This is a genomic window from Streptomyces sp. NPDC037288 (assembly GCF_055603265.1).
The window spans coordinates 312,325-334,775 of the sequence record NZ_JBVJVY010000003.1; the positions used below are offsets into that span (position 1 = coordinate 312,325).

Below are 22,451 nucleotides of genomic sequence, written 5' to 3' on the forward strand. Positions count from 1 at the left end.
CGGCCGGACGCGCCACCCTCCCCCCGAGCGAAAGCAGCGGATGTGAGCCAGGTCCTCGACACACCGCCCCCCACCCAGGCCCCGGCCGACGACGACCTCGCGGCGCTGGCCGCCCGGCACGGCCTGTCGGTCAGCGGCGCCCGCCCCTCCCTGCCGGAGTACGTCCGCCAGCTGTGGGCCCGGCGCCACTTCATCACCGCCTTCGCCACCGCCAAACTCACCGCCCAGTACAGCCAGGCGAAGCTCGGCCAGGTCTGGCAGGTCATGACCCCGCTGCTGAACGCGGCGGTCTACTACTTCATCTTCGGCGTCCTGCTGGGCACCAAGCAGCACGTGCCGGACTACGTCCCGTTCCTGGTCACGGGCGTGTTCATCTGGACGTTCACCCAGAGCTCGATCATGGCCGGCACCCGCGCGATCTCCGGCAACCTCGGCCTGGTCCGCGCCCTGCACTTCCCGCGCGCCGCGCTGCCGATCTCCTTCTGCCTCCAGCAGCTGCAGCAGCTGCTGTTCTCCATGGCCGCGCTGATCGTCATCCTGCTCTGCTTCGGCGTGCCGGTCGCCGCCTCCTGGGCGCTGGCGCTCCCGGTCCTGGTCCTGCAGTTCGTCTTCAACACCGGTGTGTCGCTGGTCATGGCGCGGATGGGCGCCAAGACCCCGGACATCGCCCAGCTGATGCCGTTCATCCTGCGCACCTGGATGTACGTGTCCGGTGTGATGTGGAGCATCGACAAGCTCACCAAGAAGGACCACCTGCCGCACATCGTCACGGTCCTGCTGGAGACCAACCCGGCCGCGGTCTACATCGACCTCATGCGGTTCGCGCTGATCGACAGTTTCCACGCCCGCCAGCTGCCCCCGCACGTGTGGGCCGCGGCCACCGGCTGGGCGCTGCTCGCCGGCATCGGCGGCTTCATCTACTTCTGGAAGGCTGAGGAGACGTACGGCCGTGGCTGAGCAGACCGAAGCGAAGATCCCCACCGTCATCGCCGAGAACGTCGACATCGTCTACCGGGTCAACGGCACCGGCACCGGCCGTGGCACCGCCACCGCCGCCCTCAACCGCATCCTGCGCCGCCAGCAGGCCGAGAAGGCGGCGGGCGTGCGCCGGGTGCACGCGGTGAAGAAGGTGTCGTTCATCGCCTACAAGGGCGAGGCGATCGGCCTCATCGGCACCAACGGCTCCGGCAAGTCGACGCTCCTCAAGGCGGTCGCCGGCCTGCTCCCCGTGGAGAACGGCCACATCTACACCCACGGCCAGCCCTCCCTGCTCGGCGTCAACGCGGCCCTGATGAACGACCTCACCGGCGAGCGCAACGTCCATCTCGGCGGGCTCGCCATGGGCATGTCGCGCGAGCAGGTCAAGGAGCGCTACCAGGACATCGTCGACTTCTCCGGGATCAACGAGAAGGGCGACTTCATCACCCTGCCGATGCGCACGTACTCCTCCGGTATGGCCGCCCGGCTGCGGTTCTCCATCGCCGCCGCCAAGGACCACGACGTCCTGCTGATCGACGAGGCCCTGGCCACCGGCGACCGCAGGTTCCAGATGCGCTCCGAGGAGCGGATCCGTGAACTGCGCGAGACGGCGGGCACGGTCTTCCTGGTCAGCCACAACAACAAGTCGATCCGCGACACCTGCGAGCGGGTCCTGTGGCTGGAGCGCGGCGAGCTGCGCATGGACGGGCCGACGGAGGAGGTCATGAAGGAGTACGAGGCCTTCACCGGCGACAAGAAGGCCGGTGCCGACAAGGCGGCGTAAAAGTTAGCAGGAGGGAAACCGGGAGTCGCGGAACTTCCTCTTCCTCCCAGAGCGTCTCTCACCCCGAGCACGGTCATCCCTTTCATCCGCTTAGTGACAGTATGTTATGAAGGGTGCCCCGAGCTGAACGAGCAGAAGGAGTCCACTGCGATGCCCCAACTCAGCGTCATCGTCTACGGACCGAACGCACAGGGGCATCTGACAGAGCTACTGGGCTCCCTGGAAGCCCACCCGCTCCCGGACGCCGAGGTCATCGTCGCCGCGGTCGGCGACTGGGCACAGGAGACGGCCGAGGGCCACGCCCCCGACACGGTCGTCGTACCGCTGCCCGAGGGCACCGGTGACGCGGCGGCCCGGGCCGCCGGCGCCGCCCGCGCGACCGGCCGCTGGCTGCACTTCGTGCACGCCAAGGACGGCCTGCCGGCCGGCGCCGCCCGGCTGATCGCCGAGCGCACCGCCGAACTGGACGCCGCCGGCACCGACGGCGCCGCCCCCGTGGACGTGCTCCTCCTCGACCACGTCACCACCACCTGGCAGACCGCCGCCACCCCCTCCCGCGACGGCCGCCTCCTCGCCGCCGTCGGCCGCGAGGGCCTGCCCCTGGACGAGTCCGCCGACCTGCTGCGCCTCACCCCGCTGCTCGGCAACCGCGCCCTGCGCGCGCAGTTCTGGCAGGCGCACGAGGAACGGCTCACCACCCACGACGAACCGCACGCCGCGTACGCCACCCTGCTGCACGCCGGCCGCGTCGCCTGCCTGAACCAGGTGGCGTACGAGAACCGCGAACTGCGCCCCGAGAGCCTGCCGCCGCGCGCCCCCGAGGAGCGGTTCGCGCTGATCGAGCGCTACGAGTCGCTGCTCGCGCTCACCAAGGACCGCCGCGCCGCCCGCACGGTGCTGTACGACCTGATGATGCGCGACCTCGTGCGCACCTTCGCCGGTGAGAACCTGCCCGACGACGTGGCCCGGGAGTTCTTCCGCCGGGCCTCCCTCGCCGCGGTCCGCTGGCGCCCCGACGACCACGAGCGCCCGGCGGGCGTGGAGGGCGTACGGCACGCGCTGCTGGAGGAGGGCGCGTACACGAAGTACCGCGCCTTCCAGGCCGCCAACCGCACCCGCCGCGCCGCCAAGAAGGCCGTACGGACCCGCAAGAAGCAGATCGGCGCCAAGCTCCGCGACCAGCAGTACCGGCGCGCCCTGACCCGCCCGGTCGACCCGGACCTGGCCGTGTTCGCGGCCTACTGGGAGCGCGGGGTGGCCTGCAACCCGGCCGCGATCGCCGCGAAACTCCGCGAACTCGCCCCGCACATCCACCCGGTGTGGGTGGTGGCGAAGAGCAACGAGGCCCTGCTGCCGCCCGGCACCGACCATGTGGTCCCCGGCACCCGCCGCTACTGGGAGACCCTCGCCACCGCCAAGTACCTCGTCAACAACGTCAACTTCCCCAACGCGGTGGTCAAGCGCCCCGACGCGATCCACCTGCAGACCCACCACGGCACCCCCCTCAAGCGCATGGGCCTGGACCAGATGGAGCACCCGGCCGCCGCCAAGGGCCTGGACTTCGACGCCCTGCTGGGCCGCATCGACAAGTGGGACTACAGCGTCAGCGCCAACAGCCACTCCACCCGCATGTGGCAGCGCGCCTACCCGGCCCGCTACACCTCGCTGGACCACGGCTACCCGCGCAACGACGTCTTCTACTCGGCCACGGCCGCCGATGTCCGCGCCACCCGCGAGCGCCTCGGCATCCCGCGCGGCAAGACGGCCGTCCTGTACGCCCCGACCCACCGCGACTACGAGGCCGGCTTCACCCCGCGCCTGGACCTCGCGGCCCTCGCCGACCGGCTCGGCGACGACACGGTGCTCCTGGTCCGCGCCCACTACTTCTACGGCGGCGCCGCCTCCCCGCTCACCGGCCTGCGCCGCTCCGGCCGGATCATCGACGTCTCCTCCTACGACCCCGTCGAGGAGCTGTGCCTGGCCGCCGACGCGCTGGTCACGGACTACTCGTCGATCATGTTCGACTACGCCAACCTCGACCGCCCGATCGTCGTCTACGCCGACGACTGGGAGACCTACCGCACCACCCGGGGCGTCTACTTCGACCTGATGGCCGACCATCCCGGCCAGGTCGCCCGCACCCAGGAGGAGCTGACGGAGATCTTCGCCTCCGGCGCCTGGCGCGACGAGAGCGCGGCCAAGGCGCGGGCCGCCTTCCGGCGCCGGTTCTGCGAGTACGACGACGGACGCGCCGCCGAACGGGTCGTACGACGGGTGTTCCTGGGCGAACCGGAGGAGGCACTGCCCCCGGTGATCCCGCTCGAGGAACGCACCCCCGCCCCGACCCCCGAGGAGGCCTCGGCATGACGACCACCACGCCGACCGCGACCCCCGACGTCACGGTCACCGTCATCGTCTACAACGACGCGGCGCGCCTGCCCCGGGCGGTGGCGTCCCTGCGCGCGCAGACGCACGCGAACATCGAGATCATCATCAGCGACGACCACTCCACGGACGACACACCGACCGTGGCACGTCAGCTGGAGGCGCAGGACTCCCGCGTCCGCTATCTGCGCCTGCCCCAGAACAGCGGCGGCTGCAGCGCCCCGCGCAACCGGGCCATCGAGATCGCCCGGGCGCCGTATCTGATGTTCCTCGACAGCGACGACGAACTCACGCCCCGCGCGGTCGAGTTGCTGCTCGCCGCGCACCGCGAGCGCGAGGTGGACTTCGCCATGGGCGCGGTACGGCGGGTACGGGTGGACAACGGCCGCCGCACGACGTGGATGCCGCACCTGGTGGCGGAGCGCCGCACGGTGGAGGGCATCGACGCGGACCCCCGCCTGCTCTTCGAGCACCTGTCGACGAGCAAGATGTACGCCCGCTCCTTCCTGGACCGCCACGAACTCCGCTTCCCGGAGGGCATCCACTACGAGGACCAGCTGTTCTCGGCGCAGGCGTACTGCCTGGCGAAGGCGTTCACGATCATCCCGGACCCGGTGTACGTCTGGTACATCGACCCGTACGCGGCCGCGGCGACGGCCTCGATCTCCAACCAGCGGCACAAGGTCACGAACGTCCGCGACCGCGTCCACGTCCAGCGCCTGATCGACGACTTCCTGGTGGAAAGCGGGCACGCGGGTCTTCGCGAGGACAAGGACTTCAAGTTCCTCAAGCACGACTTCCGGATGTACGCGGGCGACCTGCCCTACCGGGACGAGGAGTGGCTGAGCGCCTTCGCGGACATCGTGAACCCGTACCTGGACACGCTGTCCGAGGGTGCGTACGTCCGCCTGCCCCGCCCCGAGCGGGTGGTGCTGGAGCTGCTGCGGGAGGGCCGCCTGGCCGACGCGCAGCTCGCCGCGCGCGGCCTCGGCCACGGGGTGGCACCGCGCCGGATCACGGCCGACGCGTCCGGAGTGCCGTACTGGGGTGACAGTGTCCCCTCCGACGACCGTGCCCGCCGCGAACTGGACATGTCCGACGTGGAGTTGGACACGCGTCCGTTCCCGAGCGCGCAGTTCCGCCACGAGATCGTCGACCTGACGCCCGAGCGGGGCGCCTGCGTGACGCTCTCCATCCGCACGTACGACCCCGGGCTGCGGCTGCCGGTCGGCCCGCAGCGCGCCGCCGTGCTCGTGTCGCCGGGCAACCGCCGCATGACGGTTCCCTTCCGTCTCGACCCGGTCTGCCCCGGCGTCTTCGAGGGCACGGTCCGCCTGGACCTGACCGCGGCCACGCTCCCGCTCCAGGGCTTCGCGGGCGTACGCCACCCGCTGGTCCGTCTCCAGCAGCAGGGCCTGGCCAACTCCGGCCTCCTACTGGCACCCCTGGACTTCCCCACCCTCAGGGCCCGCATCGACTACCGCTCCGGCGCGACCCCCCACGAGGTCACCGTCGAGCCGGAGGGCCGCAACCCCGGCCGTCTGCAGCTCCGCTGGCGCCCGGTGGGGGTCACGGCCCGGGTGATCCGCCCGGTGGTGCGGCGGGTGGCCGGACCCCGGGTCCGCAAGGCGGCGAAGCTGCTGTCCAGCGTGCTGCGGTGAGAGGGCCGGTTCCGAAGCGCCGTTGAGCTCGAGGGGCGTGGACGACCGCGGACCGGCCGTGGCTGGTCACGCGGTTTTCCACGCCCCTGGCAGCTGCAGCCGCCGCCGGCCGGACAGCTGCCGCGGCTCAGGGCGCCACCCGGTACAGGACCTGGCCTCCCGGGCCCACGGTCACCTTTCGCAACCCCTGCCCCGTCAGGCTCTCCGGACCCACGACCCACTTCACGTCGTACTCCCGCACGATCCCGGCCCGCGCGGAAGCAGACGTCCCCGCTGCGAAGTACCGCTCCGCCTCCGCCTCCCGCCGCGCGGCGTCCCGCAGGAACACATCCGGATACCCGGGCGCCACGGTGTACGCCCCGTACGCGGGAATCTGCCGCGCGGGAAACGTCCGGGCCATCACCACGTCCCCGTACTTCACCCAGGGCGTGATCCAGTGGTATCCCACCCACGGCGTCCGGTACTTCGCCGCGACCGGCGAGGGAAGCGCGGCCCTACCCGTCACGTACCCGAGCGTCCCGGCCTGCGTCCACGCCCCCACAGCCAGCGCGGCGCCCAGCACGCACGCCCACCCCACCCGCGTGGCCCGCCGCCCCGCCGACACGGCTTCCAGCGCGGCCGCGAGCTGCGCCGGGACCAGGGCGGCCGGCAGGGCGCGGCCCCACGAGTAGTGGCCGGTCAGCCCGCCCGCGGCGAACACCAGCGCGCCGAGGAGGAAGAACACGGCCAAGGGGTCCCGGCGGTCCCGGCGGACGCGCAGCACCAGCGCCGCCACCCCGAGCAGCACCAGCCCGAACCGCGCCGCCAGGTCCTCGTACAGCGGCTTGTGGATGGCCTCCAGGTCCGCACCGGCGGAGAAGAGGGAGAAGAAGTCGTAGTACGGCCACAGCCACAGCAGGAGCAGGCCCAGGGCCGGTGCGGCGGCCAGTCGCGGCAGCACCGCCCGGGCCGGCCGCGCCGCGATCACCGTGGCCAGCGCCCCGAGAGACGCCACGACGCCCGTGAACTGGTGGCACAGCAGGATCAGCGCCCACAGCACACCGAGCCACAGCCACCTCGCCCACGCGGTCTCCTCCCGCATCGCCCGGGTGAGCCAGGCCCAGAAGTGGAAGGTGAGGCCGAGCGCGAAGACGCTGGGGTACGCCACCGTCAGCGCCAGCGAGTTCAGGCCCAGGAAGCCGGACCAGTTGAACAGCAGGGTGCCCCAGAGGAAGAGCAGGCTGAGCAGCGCCAGCGCGGGGGCCGCGCGATGGGCGCTGAGGGTCCGGACGTAGCGCCGGACACCGGTGACCAGCAGGCTCAGCCCGACGAACGCGGCGATCCGCAGGACCACGAACACCGACAGGCCGGTCCCCTTGGCGAGCGCGCCCAGCACCAGCATCCACGGCGAGTAGTACGGGCTCGGGGTGTCCGCGTCGACCAGCGGGTTGCCGGGATGCAGCAGGTCATGGCGCAGGCGCTGGATGGTGGCCGCGTGCATGCCGAGGTCCCCCGCCCACGGCAGGCGGACGATCACCAGGAGGAGCAGTACGACGACGAGCGCGGCGGCGGCCTGCGGCAGCGCCCGGCCGGCCCGCGCGGCGCCCGCCGGGGACGGTGTGCGGCTCACCGGGTCGGTGTCAGGCGGTGCGGTGTGCATCCTGCTGGAACACCCAGGTGCGATAGACCAGAAAACGGAAGGCGGAGGCGAGCACGATCGACAGTGCCTTCGCCGCATTCGCCTGCAGCACGCCGTGCAGGCCGAGACCGTGGTAACCGACCCAGAACAGGCCGATTTCCATCAGGACGCCGAGGCCGCTGAACACGAAGAACAGCATGATCTGGCCGCGGGTGCGCGAGGCCCGGTCGCGATAGGCGAAATAGCGGAAGCCCAGGTAATTGGTCGCCATCGCGGTACAGCTGGCCAGGACGTTCGCCGTCATCGCCTGCGAACCCAGACCATGCATCAGCAGGTTGAAGACCAGGAAATTGATCAGGACACCGCTGCCGCCGACGATGCCGAATTTCACGACCTCCAGCACGACACGTGTGACGGGCCGGGCCGGAGCCGGCGCGGGTGCGGGCGCGGGGGGTGCTGCCGGGCGGGTCTCGGTGAGGTGAACAGTCACATCGCAGACCCTATCCGAAGGCCATCGATGAGCAGGAAACGGTAAATTCGCTGATCGTTTTTCGCTAAGGGTCGGCAAGAAAGGGAACGCCCCGGGCCGATTTCCCGTCGGCCCGGGGCGCCACGGCTTACGAGTGCGTGCGCAGCAGCGTCCGCATCGTCCGCATCGCCACCGAGAGGTTGGCGAGGTCGAACGTCTCCGAGCCGCGGATCTCCTCCAGGGTGGTGCGCGCCCGGCTCAGGATGGGCGCGTTCTTCTGCTCCCAGGCCTTGAAGCGCTGCTCGGGAGTGGAGGTGCCGTTGCCGGCCGCGAGGACGTCCGCGGTGAGCGCCGCGTGCGCCGCGTACAGGTCCTCACGGATGGAGGCGCGGGCCATGGACTGCCAGCGGTCGGCGCGGGGCAGCTCGATGATGCGGTCCATCAGCTGCGTGATGCTGAGCCGGTCGGCGAGGTCGTAGTACACCTCGGCGACGTCCAGCGGCTCCTTGCCCGTGCGGTCGGCCACCGACACGATGTCGAGTGCCGGGAAGGCGGAGGAGAACCCGGCCACGCGCGTGGCGAGCTCGTCCGGGACGCCGGCCGCGGACAGCTCGTCGTACACGTGCTGGTACCACTCCAGGTCCGCGCCGCGCAGCAGCTTCGGCAGCTCCTGCCACACCCGCTCGACCCGCTCGGCGAAGAACTCGACGGTCTCGGCGAGCTCCAGCGGCTGCGGCCGGTTGTTGAGCAGCCAGCGCGTGCCGCGCTCCACCAGGCGGCGCGAGTGCAGCCTGATGCGGGTCTGCACGGCGGCCTCGACCCGGTTGTCCAGGGCCTCGACCGCGTCCCACACCGGTGCCGAGCAGAAGATCGCGCGGGCCGCGGTCTGGGCCCGGACGATCTCCTCCAGGGAGGCGCCGGTCTCCTCGCGCAGACGGTGCAGATACGTCGTACCGCCCGTGTTGACCGTGTCGTTGACCAGCACGGTCGTGGTGATCTCGCGGCGCAGCGGGTGGCTGTCGATCGCGTCGGCGAAGCGCTCGCGCAGCGCCGTCGGGAAGTAGGCGTGCAGCAGGCCGCGCAGGTACGGGTCGTCCGGCAGGGTGGTGGCCAGCAGCTCCTCGGCGACCGTGATCTTCGTGTACGCCAGGACGACGGCCGTCTCCGGGCTGGTCAGGCCCTGACCCTGGCCGAGGCGCTCGCGGATCTGGCGGTCGGTGGGCAGGAACTCCAGCGCCCGGTCCAGGTGCCCCTCACGCACCAGGTGGCGGATGAACCGCTGCTGGGCGTGGAGCATGTCCTTGGCCTGGAACAGGGCGTTGGCCAGGGCGGTGTTCTGCGCGTAGTTGTTGCGCAGGACCAGCGCGCCGACCTCGTCGGTCATCTCGGCGAGGATCTTGTTGCGCTGCTTGACGGTCATGTCGCCGTCCGCGACCAGGCCGTTCAGCAGGATCTTGATGTTCACCTCGTGGTCGGAGGTGTCCACACCGGCGCTGTTGTCGATCGCGTCGGTGTTGATCTTGCCGCCGTGGTGGGCGAACTCGATCCGGCCGAGCTGGGTCAGGCCCAGGTTGCCGCCCTCGCCGACGACCTTGACCCTCAGGTCCTTGCCGTCGACGCGGATGGCGTCGTTGGCCTTGTCGCCGACGTCCGCGTTCGACTCGACGGACGACTTCACGTACGTGCCGATGCCGCCGTTCCACAGCAGGTCGACCGGCGACTGGAGGATCGCCTTCATCAGGTCGGCCGGGGTCATCTTGGTGACCTTGTCCTCGATGCCGAGGGCCTCGCGGATGTGTGCGTTGATCGGGATCGACTTGGCACTGCGCGGGAAGATCCCGCCGCCCGCCGACAGCAGCTCGGTGTTGTAGTCGGCCCAGCTGGAGCGGGCCAGCTCGAACAGCCGGCGGCGCTCGGCGTACGACGTCTCCGCGTCCGGGGTCGGGTCGATGAAGATGTGCCGGTGGTCGAAGGCGGCGACCAGACGGATGTGCTCGGACAGCAGCATGCCGTTGCCGAACACGTCACCGGACATGTCACCGATGCCGACGACCGTGAAGTCCTCGGTCTGCGTGTCCACGCCCAGCTCGCGGAAGTGCCGCTTGACGGACTCCCAGGCGCCGCGCGCGGTGATGCCCATGCCCTTGTGGTCGTAACCGGCCGAGCCGCCGGAGGCGAAGGCGTCGCCGAGCCAGAAGTTGTACTTCTCGGCGACGCCGTTGGCGATGTCGGAGAAGGTCGCGGTGCCCTTGTCGGCGGCGACGACCAGGTAGGTGTCGTCGCCGTCGTGCCGGACCACGTCCCGCGGCGGCACGACCTCCCCGGCGGCCATGTTGTCGGTGATGTCGAGCAGCGCCGAGATGAACGTCTTGTAGCTGGCGATGCCCTCGGCCAGCCACGCGTCGCGGTCCTTCGCCGGGTCCGGCAGCTGCTTGGCGACGAAGCCGCCCTTGGCGCCGACCGGCACGATGACGGTGTTCTTCACCATCTGCGCCTTGACCAGGCCGAGGATCTCGGTGCGGAAGTCCTCGCGCCGGTCCGACCAGCGCAGACCGCCTCGGGCGACCTTGCCGAAGCGCAGGTGCACGCCCTCGACACGCGGCGAGTACACCCAGATCTCGAACGCCGGACGCGGCGCCGGCAGGTCCGGGATGGCCTGCGGGTCGAACTTCATGGAGACGTAGTCGTGCGGCGTGCCGCCGTGCGCCTCCTGGAAGAAGTTCGTGCGCAGGGTCGCCTTGATGACGGTGAGGAAGGAGCGGAGGATCCTGTCCTCGTCCAGGCTCGCCACCTGGTCCAGGGCCGCGTCCAGCTCCTCCAGCAGGGCGTCCGTGATCTCCAGCCCGGCCTTCTGCCGGTCCGGGGACATCCGCGCCTCGAAGAGGGAGACGAGGAGCCGGGTGGTGTGGACGTTGTTGCGGAGGGTGTCCTCCATGTAATCCTGCGAGAAGGTCGAACCGGCCTGCCGCAGGTACTTGGCGTAGGCGCGCAGCACCATCGCCTGCCGCCAGGTCAGCCCGGCGCTCAGCACGAGGGCGTTGAAGCCGTCGTTCTCCGCCTTGCCGGTCCAGGTGGCGGCGAAGGCCTCCTGGAAGCGCTCGCGGGCGTCGTCGCCGAGATCCCCGCCGGCGCTCGTCGCCTTCGGCATGCGCAGACCGAAGTCGTAGATCCAGGCGGTGCTGCGGTCGACGCAGCGCAGCTCGTACGGCCGCTCGTCGGTGACCTCGACGCCGAGACGGCTGAGCACCGGCAGCACGTGCGAGAGGGAGACCGTACCGCCCTTCTGGTAGATCTTGAACCGGCGCTCCTCGGGCCCGGCGCCCACCGGCTCGTACAGGCTCAGGCTGAAGGTCTTGTCCTCGCTGAGCTGCTCCAGGTGGACCAGGTCGGCGACCGCGGCGCGCGGGGTGTGGTCGGCCTTGTAGCCCTCGGGGAAGGCGTTGTTGTAGCGGCGCAGCACCTCGGCCGCGTGCTCCTCGCCGCACTCGGCGGTCAGCGCCTCGGCGAACGCGTCGGTCCAGGAGCGGGCGGCCTCCACCAGACGGGCCTCGATGCGCTCCTTGTCGGTGTCCGACAGCTCGGGCAGCTCGGTGCCCGGCGGGACGCGGACGACGAAGTGCAGCCGGGAGAGGATCGACTCGGTGTTCCAGGCGGTGAAGTCGACGCTGATACCGCCGAGCTCCTCCTTCAGGATGTCGATGATCCGGAGCCGGACACCGGTGGTGTAGCGGTCGCGCGGGAGGTAGACGAGGGCCGAGTAGTAGCGGCCGTACTCGTCCTGGCGCAGGTAGAGCCGCAGCCTGCGGCGCTCCTGCAGGTACAGCACGGACGTGGCGATGGACTGCAGTTCGGCGGCGGGCGTCTGGAACAGCTCGTCGCGCGGGTAGGTCTCCAGGATCTGCAGCAGGTCCCGGCCGTCGTGGCTGTTGGGCGAGAACCCGGCGCGCTCCAGCACCTCGTCGACCTTGCGGCGGATGACGGGGACGCGGCGCACGGACTCGGTGTACGCGGCCGAGGAGAACAGCCCGAGGAACCGCCGCTCACCGACGACGTTCCCCTGCTCGTCGAACTTCTTGACGCCGATGTAGTCCAGGTACGACGGCCGGTGCACGGTGGCCCGGCTGTTGGCCTTGGTCAGCACGAGCAGCTTGTGCTCGCGCGCCTTCGCTCGGGCGTCGGCGGGCAGCCGCTCGAAGGAGGGGCTGACCGGGTGCTGCTCGTCCTCGCCGTGGTGCGGGTCCGAGCGCAGTATGCCGAGACCGGTGCCCGGTACTGCGGCGAGCGTGTCGTCCTCGCGCAGCTGATACTCGCGGTAGCCGAGGAAGGTGAAGTGGTCGTCGGCCAGCCAGCGCAGCAGCTCGCGGGCCTCCTCGGCCTCGGGTGCGGGCAGGTCGCCGGGCAGGGGCTCGCTCTGCAGCCCGTCGGCGATCCGGGTCGCCCCGTCCCGCATCTTCTCCCAGTCCTCGACGGCCTCGCGGACGTCGGACAGCACGCGCAGCAGGTCGGCGGTGATCTGCTTCAGATCGGCGCGGTCGGTCTCCCGGTCGATCTCGACATGGATCCAGGACTCGAAGTGCGCGTCGTGCGGGAGCTCACCGGCGGGCGGGGTCGGCAGGACCTCGATCAGCTTGCCGGTCAGGTCGCGCCGGACGACGAACTGCGGGTGGACGACGACGTGGATGCCGCGCCCGCGCCGGGTCAGCTCATTGGTGACCGAGTCGACGAGGAAGGGCATGTCGTCGGTGACGACCTCCACGACCGAGTGACTGCAGGTCCACCCGTTCTCCTCCACGGTCGGGGTGTGGACCCGCACGTTCGCCGTGCCCTGGGGGCGGTGCTCGGCGAGCCGGTAGTGCGACAGCGCGGCGCCGAAGACGTCGACCGGGTCGCGGCCGGTGAGGTCTTCCGGGGCGGTGTGCAGGTAGTAGCGCTGGAGGAACGCGAGCACGGACTCGCTGTCCGGGGTGTCCGGGGAGCCCTCGCCCGTGGTCCCGGTCGGTAGGTGCCCCCCGACCGGGCTGTTCTCAGCTACCCGGGCGGCCCTCTCGAGCAGCTCGGCCTTGGCTTCGTCCAGCTTGGTCTGCATTGTCCTCTGACTCCTGTCGCGCGCCGTTGCGTGACGTAGAAGGAAGTACGGTCTCTTCCCCTCCGGCTCGACGCCACGGCCCGGGGTGTCCGGTCCGCATCGACGCTATGCCGCGAGGTGAGATGCGCGGGGGGGATTCGGCCATTCTCGACACGCCCGTAGGGTGTGACGCTGCTCTCGGCGCCGCCGTGTCCAGGGTTGTCCTCGGCGTCCCGGGGGCTCCTGCGGCCCCGTCCCGCCCGCGAAGACCAGCGACCGCCGCCCGGTCACGGAGGTGTTCCGTGCAACCCGGGCGCAGGGCAGGGGCAGGATCGCCCCCGCGAGATATCGCGCTGATCACGCCACAAGGCTATCGCTCCTTACCCCGGACCCGTCATGAGCCGTATGTGTACAAAACCGAGGGGTGAAGTTTGACGTTCTGCACAGCGGTCGGGCGGGGGGTGGTGACGTATCCGGTCGGGTGGGGCCCGTGGGGCCGCCGGGGGCGGGCGGCACGGGCAGGCGGCGGCGTCCGGTCGCGCGGGGAGGGCCCCGATCGCACTCTGAGAACAGGGCATCCTGACATCCGGTAAGGCTCCGAGGCCGTCGCCGGAACCGCGACGGCCCCCTTGGCAAGCACGCCCGGTGTTGGCACCTTGCCCAGGGACAGTACGTCCCGCCCAGGAGTACGGAACACCGGAGTACCCGGAGGAGCCGACATGCCCGCGAAGATCCTGATCGTCACCGGCGACGCGGCGGAGTCCCTGGAAGTCCTCTACCCGTACCAGCGCCTGCGCGAGGAAGGCTACGACGTCCATATCGCGGCCCCCTCCCGCAAGACGCTCCGCTTCGTCGTCCACGACTTCGAACCCGGCTACGACACCTACACCGAGAAGCCCGGCTACACCTGGCCCGCCGACCTCGCCTTCTCCGACGTGGATCCCGGCGAGTACGCGGCCGTCGTCATCCCCGGCGGGCGGGCCCCCGAGTATCTGCGCAACGACCCCGAACTCCGGAAGATCCTCAAGGCGTTCTTCGACTCCGACAAGCCGGTCGCCCAGATCTGCCACGGTCCGCTGCTCACCGCGGCGATCGACAGCCTGCGCGGCCGCCGGGTCACGGCGTACCCCGCGCTCGAGCCGGACATGCAGGCGGCCGGAGCGGGCTTCCAGGACACCGAGGCCGTGGTCGACGGCACCCTGGTCTCCTCCCGGGCCTGGCCGGACCACCCGGCCTGGATGCGGGAGTTCCTCCGGGTGCTGAGGAGCAAGGCACCGGCGAGCTGAGCGGGTGGCGGAGCGGGCGGGGCCGGCCTCGGTCTCGCCGCTGACGTCGCGGTGCGCTGCCGGGTGACGGCCCGCCGTGGCTGGTCGCGCGGTTCTGCGCGCCCTGGGGCGTCGCGGTCACCGTGGACCGACGGCACCCTGCGAGCGCGGCCAAGCGACACAAACACCCGCACCGGCCCCAGCACAGGGCACCTGGCAAGCCCCCGGCTACGCCGCTATTCGCTGCGCTTCCTCCACCGCCTCGGCCAACGTGTCCACCACCGGCACCCCCGCCCCCTCCAGACTGGCCCGGCTGTGCGACCCGCCGGTGTACAGCACGGCCCGGGCCCCGGCTCGTCCCGCCGCGACCGCGTCGTCCGCCGCGTCCCCGATCACCACGGTCCGCGCAGGCTCCACCGCCCCGCTCAGCGCCTTCAGATGCCGCACCATGTGCTCGGCCTTGCTGCCCCCGGACGGCCCCGTACGCCCGTCGACCCGCAGGAAATGCGCCTCTATGCCGAAGCCCCGCACGAGGGGCACCAGTTCCTCGTGCACGTACATGCTCAGCAACGACTGGCTGTACCCCGCCGACCGCCACCCCGCGAGCAGGTCCGCCGCCCCCTCGGCCAGACCGCACCGCGTCCGGTGCTCGGCGTAGTACCGGTGGAAGACCCCGTCCATCAGCTCCCACTCGGCATCGGTCGGCAGCCGGCCGAGCAGCCGCTCGTAGAACTTCGGCACCGGCACGCAGTACAGCGACCGGTACTGCTCCAGCGTGATCGGCGCGAGCCCCAGCTCGGCGAAGGCCGCGTTCGTCGCCCCGATGATCGCGTCATTGTCGTGGAACAACGTGCCGTTCCAGTCCCAGACGATGTGCGCGCTTGCCTGCATCCCCATGCCAAAGACCGTACCCGCCCCCACTGACAACGACCGCTGCGGGCGGATACGGCCAGGTCAGGCCGGTGCGACCAGGTTGGGGACCTCCTGCGTGGCGTACCACAGCAGCTCGTGATCGTCCGCCGCGTCCACGACGGACTGTGCGTCGTCGTCCCCGCCGTCGGCCGCCTCCAGCGCCTGCGCCGCCGCGGCCACGTCCTGCTCCGCGTCATCTGCGTCGACGTGCACCGCGGCCGCCTTGGCGAGCGGCACGGTCACCGTCACGGCCACCTCGCCCGGTGCGGTCGGGTCCAGCCCGCTGTCGGGGTCGACGCTCGTGGCGCCGTCGGCCACGTCCACGGCGACCACCACCCGGCGCCGTACCGCACCCGGGTCCGCCGCGAGCAGCCGCAGCGAGGCCAGCGCGGCCCGGCTGAGCGCCGCGTACTCCAGCTCCTCGATGTCCTCGGAGAGGTACCACTCGCGCAACGCGGGCGTGACGGCGTACGCGGTGAAGGGGCCGCTCCCCAGCTCACCCGTCTTGTGCGCCTCGGCGAGACCGGGGAGGGTCAGGGGGACGTAGACGCGCATGCTGGCCGCTCTTTCCTGCTCAAAGGCTCCGCTGAGGCCCCGGGAAGGCCGGCTGCCGCGTCTCCCGGAGGGCCTTCAGAATACGTGCGCCCGTCCCCTTTCGGGTCTGTGCCCACGCCCCGGGAGCCGTCGACTCCGGGCCACGCGTTCACCCGGGGCGCCCGCCGCATCGCAGCGATCGGCCGATCCCGCGTCCCTCGGATAGGTGAACCTCCCGACCCCTTCCGGGCTCGTCCCGCCGTCCTTGCCACCCCGCTCCCGGCCCCCGTACAAGATCCCCACCAGCGAGTTACCGTCCGGTATCAACCGGGCCCGCCGAACGGGGACCCCATGAACAAGGTCATGAGCCGCACCACGGACAAGGCGGCGAGCCGCTCCTCCCAGCCCCGCCCGCGCCACCGCCCGCCCACCCGCCACGACACCCGCCGCCCGGCAGGAGCCCCACCGAGGGTCCCGCCCCGCCGTCCGACGGCCCACCAGCCGGCCGACCACCCGCAACCGGCCTGCACCCGCCCGACCGCGAGCCCGGAGCCGGCCCCCACACGCCTGCCCGCCGCGCCGGAAACGGCCCGCGCAACGCCCCAGACGGCCCTGCGGCAGCCCCGCACCACCGACCTCTTCGCCGACCGCCTGCTGGCCGTCCTGAGCGGTCAGCGGCCCGTGCACTGGATGCTCCGCCACACCGCGGGCCGCGCCTACGACGACCTGGTCCGGCTCGCCGAACGCAGCCCCCTGCGCACACGGGGCTCCCGCCCCCGCGTCCACGACATCGGCTACTACGTCCCCCGCGACGGCGCCCTGGAGGTCTTCGCCCGCATCACCGCCGGCGACCGACTCCGCGCCCTGGCCTTCCGCCTGGAACTCGGCCAGGACCTCCGCTGGCGCTGCACAGCGGTGGAAACCGGCAACCACCACTGACGACCACGCCCACACCTGTGGGCAGGCGGAACCCGCCCCGCCCAGCCGCAAGCACAGGGCACCGAGAGCACGCAACGCCGAAGGGCCGGGCCCCAGAAGGAACCCGGCCCTTCGGCACGGTCAAAGCGCCGCAGGCAAGCCGCTACTTCTTACGACGCCGGCCGCCCTTGGCCTGCCGCCGCCGCTCGGCCCGGGTCAGCCCGTCCGACTCGGACCGCACCGGCTCGTCGTCCTCGAGGTCACGCTCGACGATGCCGCCCTCACCGTCCACGGTGGGCGCCGAGAAGTGCAGATCCCGCCGCTGCGGAACGTCCAGCCCCTTGGCGCGGATCTCCGGACGCGCCCCGGCCTGCGCCGGAACCGTGTCGTGGACGCCCTCGCCGACCGGCTCCGCTTCCTCGACCGGGATCTCCTCGACCTGCTGCTCGACCTGGACCTCCAGGTTGAACAGGTAGCCGACGGACTCCTCCTTGATGCCGTCCATCATCGCGGTGAACATGTCGAAGCCCTCGCGCTGGTACTCGACCAACGGGTCCTTCTGTGCCATCGCGCGCAGGCCGATGCCCTCCTGGAGGTAGTCCATCTCGTAGAGGTGCTCACGCCACTTGCGGTCGAGGACCGACAGCACGACCCGGCGCTCCAGCTCACGCATGATCTCGGAGCCGAGCTGGGCCTCCCGGGCCTCGTACTGCTCGTGGATGTCCTCCTTGATGGACTCGGAGATGAACTCCGCGGTGAGACCCGCCCGGTCGCCGGCGGCCTCCTCCAGCTCCTCGACGGTGACCTTCACCGGGTACAGCTGCCGGAAGGCGCCCCACAGCCGGTCCAGGTCCCAGTCCTCCGGGAAGCCCTCGGCGGTCTCCGCGGCGATGTACGCGTCGATCGTGTCGTCCATGAAGTGCTGGACCTGCTCGTGCAGATCCTCGCCCTCCAGCACGCGCCGGCGCTCGCCGTAGATGACCTCGCGCTGCCGGTTGAGCACCTCGTCGTACTTCAGAACGTTCTTACGGGTCTCGAAGTTCTGCTGCTCGACCTGCGACTGCGCGGACGCGATCGCGCGCGTGACCATCTTGTTCTCGATCGGCACGTCGTCCGGCACGTTGGCCATGGACATCACGCGCTCCACCATCTGGGCCTTGAACAGGCGCATCAGGTCGTCGCCGAGCGACAGGTAGAAGCGGGACTCGCCGGGGTCGCCCTGACGGCCGGAACGACCGCGCAGCTGGTTGTCGATGCGCCGCGACTCGTGCCGCTCGGTACCGAGGACGTAGAGGCCGCCGAGCTCCTCGACCTCCTCCTTCTCCGCCTTGACGGCCTGTTCGGCCTTCTCCAGGGCGGCGGGCAGGGCGTGCGCCCACTCCTCGATGTGCTCCTCGGGGTCGAGGCCGCGCTGGCGCAGCTCCGCCTCGGCGAGATCCTCGGGGTTGCCGCCGAGCTTGATGTCCGTACCACGGCCGGCCATGTTGGTGGCCACGGTCACCGCGCCCTTGCGGCCGGCCTGGGCGACGATCGACGCCTCGCGTTCGTGGTGCTTGGCGTTGAGCACCTCGTGCTGGATGCCACGCTTGGAGAGCTGCTGCGAGAGGTACTCCGACTTCTCGACGGACGTCGTGCCGACGAGGATCGGCTGGCCCTTCTCGTGCTTCTCGGCGATGTCGTCGACGACCGCCTCGAACTTGGCGACCTCGGTGCGGTAGATCAGGTCCGACTGGTCCTTGCGGACCATCGGCCTGTTGGTCGGGATCGGGACCACGCCGAGCTTGTAGATCTGGTGGAACTCGGCGGCCTCGGTCATCGCCGTACCGGTCATGCCGGAGAGCTTGTTGTAGAGGCGGAAGAAGTTCTGCAGGGTGATCGTGGCGAGCGTCTGGTTCTCGTCCTTGATGTCCACCCCTTCCTTCGCCTCGATCGCCTGGTGCATGCCCTCGTTGTAGCGGCGGCCGGCGAGGATACGGCCGGTGTGCTCGTCGACGATCATGACCTCGCCGTCGATGACGACGTAGTCCTTGTCGCGCTTGAAGAGCTCCTTGGCCTTGATGGCGTTGTTCAGGTAGCCCACGAGCGGGGTGTTCACCGACTCGTAGAGGTTGTCGATGCCCAGCCAGTCCTCGACCTTGGAGACACCGGACTCGTGGATGGCGACCGTGCGCTTCTTCTCGTCGACGTCGTAGTCGCCGGTCTCCTCGAGGCCCTTGAGGGGGTTGCCCGCCTCGCCCTTCTTCAGGCGCAGCACGAGCTTGGCGAAGTCGCCGTACCACTTGGTGGCCTGGTCGGCCGGGCCGGAGATGATCAGCGGCGTACGGGCCTCGTCGACCAGGATGGAGTCGACCTCGTCGACGATCGCGAAGTTGTGGCCGCGCTGCACCAGCTCGTCCTTCGACCACGCCATGTTGTCGCGCAGGTAGTCGAAGCCGAACTCGTTGTTCGTGCCGTAGGTGATGTCGCACGCGTACTGCTCGCGGCGCTGTGCCGGCGTCATGTTGGCGAGGATGCAGCCGACGTCCAGGCCCAGGAACTTGTGGACGCGGCCCATCATCTCCGAGTCGCGCTCGGCCAGGTAGTCGTTGACCGTGACGATGTGGACGCCGTCGCCGGACAGGGCGTTCAGATACGCGGGCAGCGTGCCGACGAGGGTCTTGCCCTCACCGGTCTTCATCTCGGCGACGTAGCCGAGGTGGAGGGCGGCGCCACCCATCATCTGCACGTCGTAGTGCCGCTGGCCGAGAACGCGCTTGGCGGCCTCGCGCACGGTGGCGAACGCCTCGGGGAGCAGGTCGTCCAGACTCTCACCATCGGCGTAGCGCTGCTTGTACTCATCGGTGAGGGCTCGCAGCTCGGCGTCGGAGAGGTCGACGAAGTCCTCTTCGATGGAGTTGACCTGGTCCGCGATGCGGTGCAGCCTGCGCAGGATCTTGCCTTCGCCTGCACGCATGATCTTCGAGAGGACGGACACGGGGGTTTGTCTCCTTGCCGGTCGGGCCTGGGACGGTCGGTTTCCATTGGACATACTGAGCAACGGCCATCGTATGCGAGGACCCGGCTGGGCCGGGAGGCCTGGCGGCCCGACGGCTGCTTCATCCAGGACAACGGACGGGCCACGGCGATAGTGCCGCATCGGCGCGAGGAATTGCGCGAACTGTGATCGCGTGCTCACGCATGGCGAAAACCGATGGCCCGACCGCGTCCCGCCGACCACAATCGGCCGATGGAACCCGTCACACTCACCACGGACCGCCTGGTCCTGCGCACGGTAGGCCCGCACGACACGCAGGCGGTGTACGACGCCGTGCAGGACCCCGACATCCAGCGCTGGACCACCGTGCCGTCGCCGTATCTGCCCGAGCACGCGAGCGGCTTCACCGAGCAGCTCGTCCCCGACGGCTGGGCAGAGGGCTCGATGTTCACCTTCGGCGTCTTCCTCACCGCCGGGGAACTCGCCGGCATGCTCGCTCTCACCATGCGCTCGCTCGGCGTGGCGGAGGTCGGCTTCTGGGCGGCCAAGGAGCATCGCGGCCACGGGTACGTCAGCGAGGCCACGCTCACCGCCTGCCGGTGGATCTTCACCGAGGTCGGCGTCGACCGCATCGAGTGGCGTGCCGAGGTCGGCAACCGCGCATCCCGCGCGGTGGCCGAACGCGCGGGTTTCACCATCGAGGGCACCCTGCGCTCCGCGCTCAACAACAAGGGAGTACGCCGGGACTGCTGGGTCGGCTCCCTGCTCCCCTCGGACCTGGGCCTGCCGTCCACGGCACCGTACCTGCCCGCGCGCGTCTAGCGAACCCGCAGGTCACCGGGGACTGTCAGTGGCACCCTCTATCGTCCGGGGCATGACGACCCTGCCGCGCCCGACCACCACCCTCACCGCGGACGACGCCCGCCGAATCGCCCTGCGGGCCCAGGGCTTCCTCGGCGCGCCCGACCGGCGGGCCGGAGTCCGCGGGGTGCTGCGCCACCTCGGCGCGGTCCAGCTCGACACGATCTCGGTCCTCGCCCGCTCCCATGAGCTCGTGCCCTACGCCCGGCTCGGCGCGGTCGGCCGCAAGGCGGTGGAGGCCGCCTACTGGAAGGGCGCGTCCACGGGCGTGTCGCCGGCGCGCCCGCACGCCTTCGAGTACTGGTCGCACGCGGCGTGCATCCTGCCCATCGAGGAGTGGCCGCACTTCGCCTTCCGCCGCCGCGCCTACCGGGACCGCCCGCACTGGAACCACGAGCTGCCCGAGGGCGCCTACGACCAGGTCATCAAGCAACTGCGCGCGGAAGGCCCGCTGACCTCCACGGAGCTGGGCGGCGCGAAGAAGACGAACGAGTGGTGGGACTGGTCCGGCACCAAGGTCGCCGTGGAGCGCGCGCTGATGTACGGCGAGGTGGTGTGCGTCGAGCGGCGCGGCTGGAAGCGGGTGTACGACCTGGCCGAGCGCGCCGTCCCGGACACGCTGCTGCACGACGAGCTGGACGACGGCGAGTGCCTGCGCCGCCTGGTCCGGCTGGCCGGCGAGTCCCTCGGCGTCGGCACGCGCGCGGACATCGCCGACTACCACCGCCTCAAGGGCGAGCAGGTCGACGCGGTCATCGCCGACTCGGGACTGGTGCCGGTCGAGGTCGAGGGCTGGGGAAAACCGGCCTGGGCGGACCCGGCGGCCCTTGCCACGGCGCCGCGCGGGCGTCACCGGACCACGCTGCTGTCGCCGTTCGATTCGCTGGTCTGGGAGCGGGCGCGCACGGAGCGCATCTTCGGCTTCACCCACCGCCTGGAGGCGTACGTGCCCAGGCCCAAGCGGGTCTACGGCTACTTCGCGATGCCGGTGCTCGCGGGCGGCCGGCTGGTCGGGCGGGTCGACCCGGCCCGCGAGGGCCGCACGCTGGTGGCCAAGCAGGTCACCCTGGACGGCCCGAAGGCGGTCCCGGCGGTCGTCCAGGCCCTGATCGAGGCGGCGACCTGGGTGGACTGCACGGACGTCCGGGTGGAGCGGGTGGAGGCACCCGGCCTGCGCGATGCCCTGACGAGCGAACTCGCCCGCGCCCTGGGCTAGTCCACCCCCGCTAACGAATCTCGAGGATCTTCTCCCGCATCGCGTAGACCACGGCTTCCATCCTGGAGTGCAGCTGGAGCTTCTCCAGGATGTTGCGGACGTGGTTCTTCACGGTGTTCTCCGAGATGAACAGTTCCTTGGCGATGTCCCGGTTGTTCATCCCGGTGGCGACGAGCTTGAGGACCTCCAGCTCCCGGTCGGTCAGCCGCGGCGCGGGCACCAGCCGGCGTTCGTCGGTGCGCTGGATCATCGACTTGAACTCGGTGAGGAGCTTGGACGCCATGGACGGGCTGATCTGCGACTGCCCGTCGGCCACCGCGCGAATGGCGGTCGCCACCTCGTCCGTGGAGATCTCTTTCAGGAGGTATCCGGTCGCGCCCGCCTTGATCGCGTCGTAGAGGTCGGCCTCCTCGTCGCTGATCGTCAGCATGATGATCTTCGCGCTGGGGGCGACCTCCTTGATGGAGGTGCAGGCCTCGATCCCGCCGCGCTTGGGCATGCGGACGTCCATCAGCACGATGTCGGGCAGCAGGTCGGCGGCCTTGTCCACGGCCTCGGCGCCGTCGCCGGCCTCGCCGACGACCTGGATGTCCTCCTCGGCCGCGAGCACGATCTCCAGGCCGCGCCGGAAGAGGGCGTGATCGTCCACGACCAGGACTCTGATCGGCTCCGCGCGCAGGGCGCCCGCGTCCGGTCGCATGCCGCTGACACCCTCCTCGCCGTCCTCGTCCCGCATCGGTCCGAAGGTGTCCGCCATCGTTCCTCCCCCTGAGGCTGTGGCCCGTGGTCCTGTGCCATCGCCAACCCAAGG

The 22,451-nt window shown here is 70.7% G+C and carries 15 protein-coding genes; 8 read left to right on the forward strand and 7 right to left on the reverse strand.

The genetic code is table 11. From position 1 onward, the window contains the following. Positions 1 to 42: 42 nt before the first annotated feature. The 4 genes from ACZ7GZ_RS05535 (at position 43) to ACZ7GZ_RS05550 (ending at position 5,808) form a co-directional block, all read left to right on the forward strand. On the forward strand, positions 43 to 957 hold the full coding sequence (locus tag ACZ7GZ_RS05535) for an ABC transporter permease (protein WP_471021191.1): 915 nt from the start codon (positions 43 to 45) through the stop codon (positions 955 to 957). Then, positions 950 to 1,762, forward strand: coding sequence for an ABC transporter ATP-binding protein (locus ACZ7GZ_RS05540; RefSeq protein ID WP_471021192.1), 813 nt, complete (start codon positions 950 to 952; stop codon positions 1,760 to 1,762). Before ACZ7GZ_RS05535 ends, ACZ7GZ_RS05540 begins: the two co-directional genes overlap by 8 nt. A 150-nt stretch (positions 1,763 to 1,912) precedes the next feature. Further along, positions 1,913 to 4,129: a CDP-glycerol glycerophosphotransferase family protein gene (locus ACZ7GZ_RS05545; protein ID WP_471021194.1), complete on the forward strand. Its 2,217-nt coding sequence runs from the start codon at positions 1,913 to 1,915 to the stop codon at positions 4,127 to 4,129. Next, positions 4,126 to 5,808, forward strand: coding sequence for a glycosyltransferase family 2 protein (locus ACZ7GZ_RS05550; RefSeq protein WP_471021196.1), 1,683 nt, complete (start codon positions 4,126 to 4,128; stop codon positions 5,806 to 5,808). The genes ACZ7GZ_RS05545 and ACZ7GZ_RS05550 overlap by 4 nt, the downstream gene beginning before the upstream one ends. A gap of 127 nt (positions 5,809 to 5,935) precedes the next feature. Here ACZ7GZ_RS05550 and ACZ7GZ_RS05555 read toward each other — a convergent pair whose 3' ends face one another. The 3 genes from ACZ7GZ_RS05555 to ACZ7GZ_RS05565 form a co-directional block, all read right to left on the reverse strand. Further along, entirely contained in the window at positions 5,936 to 7,447 is a 1,512-nt protein-coding gene (locus tag ACZ7GZ_RS05555) for a hypothetical protein (RefSeq protein ID WP_471021199.1), read from the reverse strand. Beyond that, entirely contained in the window at positions 7,428 to 7,916 is a 489-nt protein-coding gene (locus ACZ7GZ_RS05560; RefSeq protein ID WP_471021202.1) for a GtrA family protein, read from the reverse strand. The genes ACZ7GZ_RS05555 and ACZ7GZ_RS05560 overlap by 20 nt, the downstream gene beginning before the upstream one ends. A gap of 127 nt (positions 7,917 to 8,043) precedes the next feature. Further along, on the reverse strand, positions 8,044 to 12,981 hold the full coding sequence (locus tag ACZ7GZ_RS05565) for an NAD-glutamate dehydrogenase (protein ID WP_471021204.1): 4,938 nt from the start codon (positions 12,979 to 12,981) through the stop codon (positions 8,044 to 8,046). A 698-nt stretch (positions 12,982 to 13,679) separates the two neighbouring features. Here ACZ7GZ_RS05565 and ACZ7GZ_RS05570 point away from each other — a divergent pair. Beyond that, entirely contained in the window at positions 13,680 to 14,246 is a 567-nt protein-coding gene (locus ACZ7GZ_RS05570; RefSeq protein ID WP_471021206.1) for a DJ-1/PfpI family protein, read from the forward strand. A 207-nt stretch (positions 14,247 to 14,453) separates the two neighbouring features. Here the strand turns inward: ACZ7GZ_RS05570 and ACZ7GZ_RS05575 are convergent, their stop codons facing one another. Further along, complete coding sequence (locus tag ACZ7GZ_RS05575; RefSeq protein ID WP_471021208.1) at positions 14,454 to 15,122, reverse strand: HAD family hydrolase; 669 nt, start codon at positions 15,120 to 15,122, stop codon at positions 14,454 to 14,456. 57 nt (positions 15,123 to 15,179) lie between these two features. Further along, entirely contained in the window at positions 15,180 to 15,692 is a 513-nt protein-coding gene (locus ACZ7GZ_RS05580; RefSeq protein ID WP_471021210.1) for a DUF6912 family protein, read from the reverse strand. 330 nt (positions 15,693 to 16,022) lie between these two features. On the opposite strand from ACZ7GZ_RS05580, the gene ACZ7GZ_RS05585 reads away from it, so the two are divergent. Continuing rightward, positions 16,023 to 16,610, forward strand: a complete 588-nt coding sequence (locus ACZ7GZ_RS05585) for an Rv3235 family protein (protein WP_471021211.1) — start codon at positions 16,023 to 16,025, stop codon at positions 16,608 to 16,610. A 142-nt stretch (positions 16,611 to 16,752) separates the two neighbouring features. Here the strand turns inward: ACZ7GZ_RS05585 and secA are convergent, their stop codons facing one another. Then, positions 16,753 to 19,563, reverse strand: a complete 2,811-nt coding sequence (gene secA, locus ACZ7GZ_RS05590; protein ID WP_471021212.1) for a preprotein translocase subunit SecA — start codon at positions 19,561 to 19,563, stop codon at positions 16,753 to 16,755. Positions 19,564 to 19,815: 252 nt separating this feature from the next. Between secA and ACZ7GZ_RS05595 the strand changes: the two genes are divergently transcribed. Together ACZ7GZ_RS05595 and ACZ7GZ_RS05600 are read left to right on the forward strand one after the other, a co-directional pair. Next, the gene (locus tag ACZ7GZ_RS05595) at positions 19,816 to 20,385 is read left to right on the forward strand and encodes a GNAT family N-acetyltransferase (RefSeq protein ID WP_471021214.1); all 570 of its coding nucleotides are present in this window, start codon (positions 19,816 to 19,818) and stop codon (positions 20,383 to 20,385) included. Positions 20,386 to 20,437: 52 nt separating this feature from the next. Then, positions 20,438 to 21,640 carry a winged helix-turn-helix domain-containing protein gene (locus ACZ7GZ_RS05600; RefSeq protein ID WP_471021215.1) on the forward strand — a complete coding sequence of 401 codons (1,203 nt, stop codon included), beginning with the start codon at positions 20,438 to 20,440 and terminating at the stop codon, positions 21,638 to 21,640. Between the two features lie 10 nt (positions 21,641 to 21,650). Here the strand turns inward: ACZ7GZ_RS05600 and ACZ7GZ_RS05605 are convergent, their stop codons facing one another. Further along, a complete protein-coding gene (locus tag ACZ7GZ_RS05605; RefSeq protein WP_351249899.1) occupies positions 21,651 to 22,397 on the reverse strand; it encodes a response regulator transcription factor in 747 nt (248 codons plus the stop codon). Between the last annotated feature and the right edge of the window lie 54 nt (positions 22,398 to 22,451).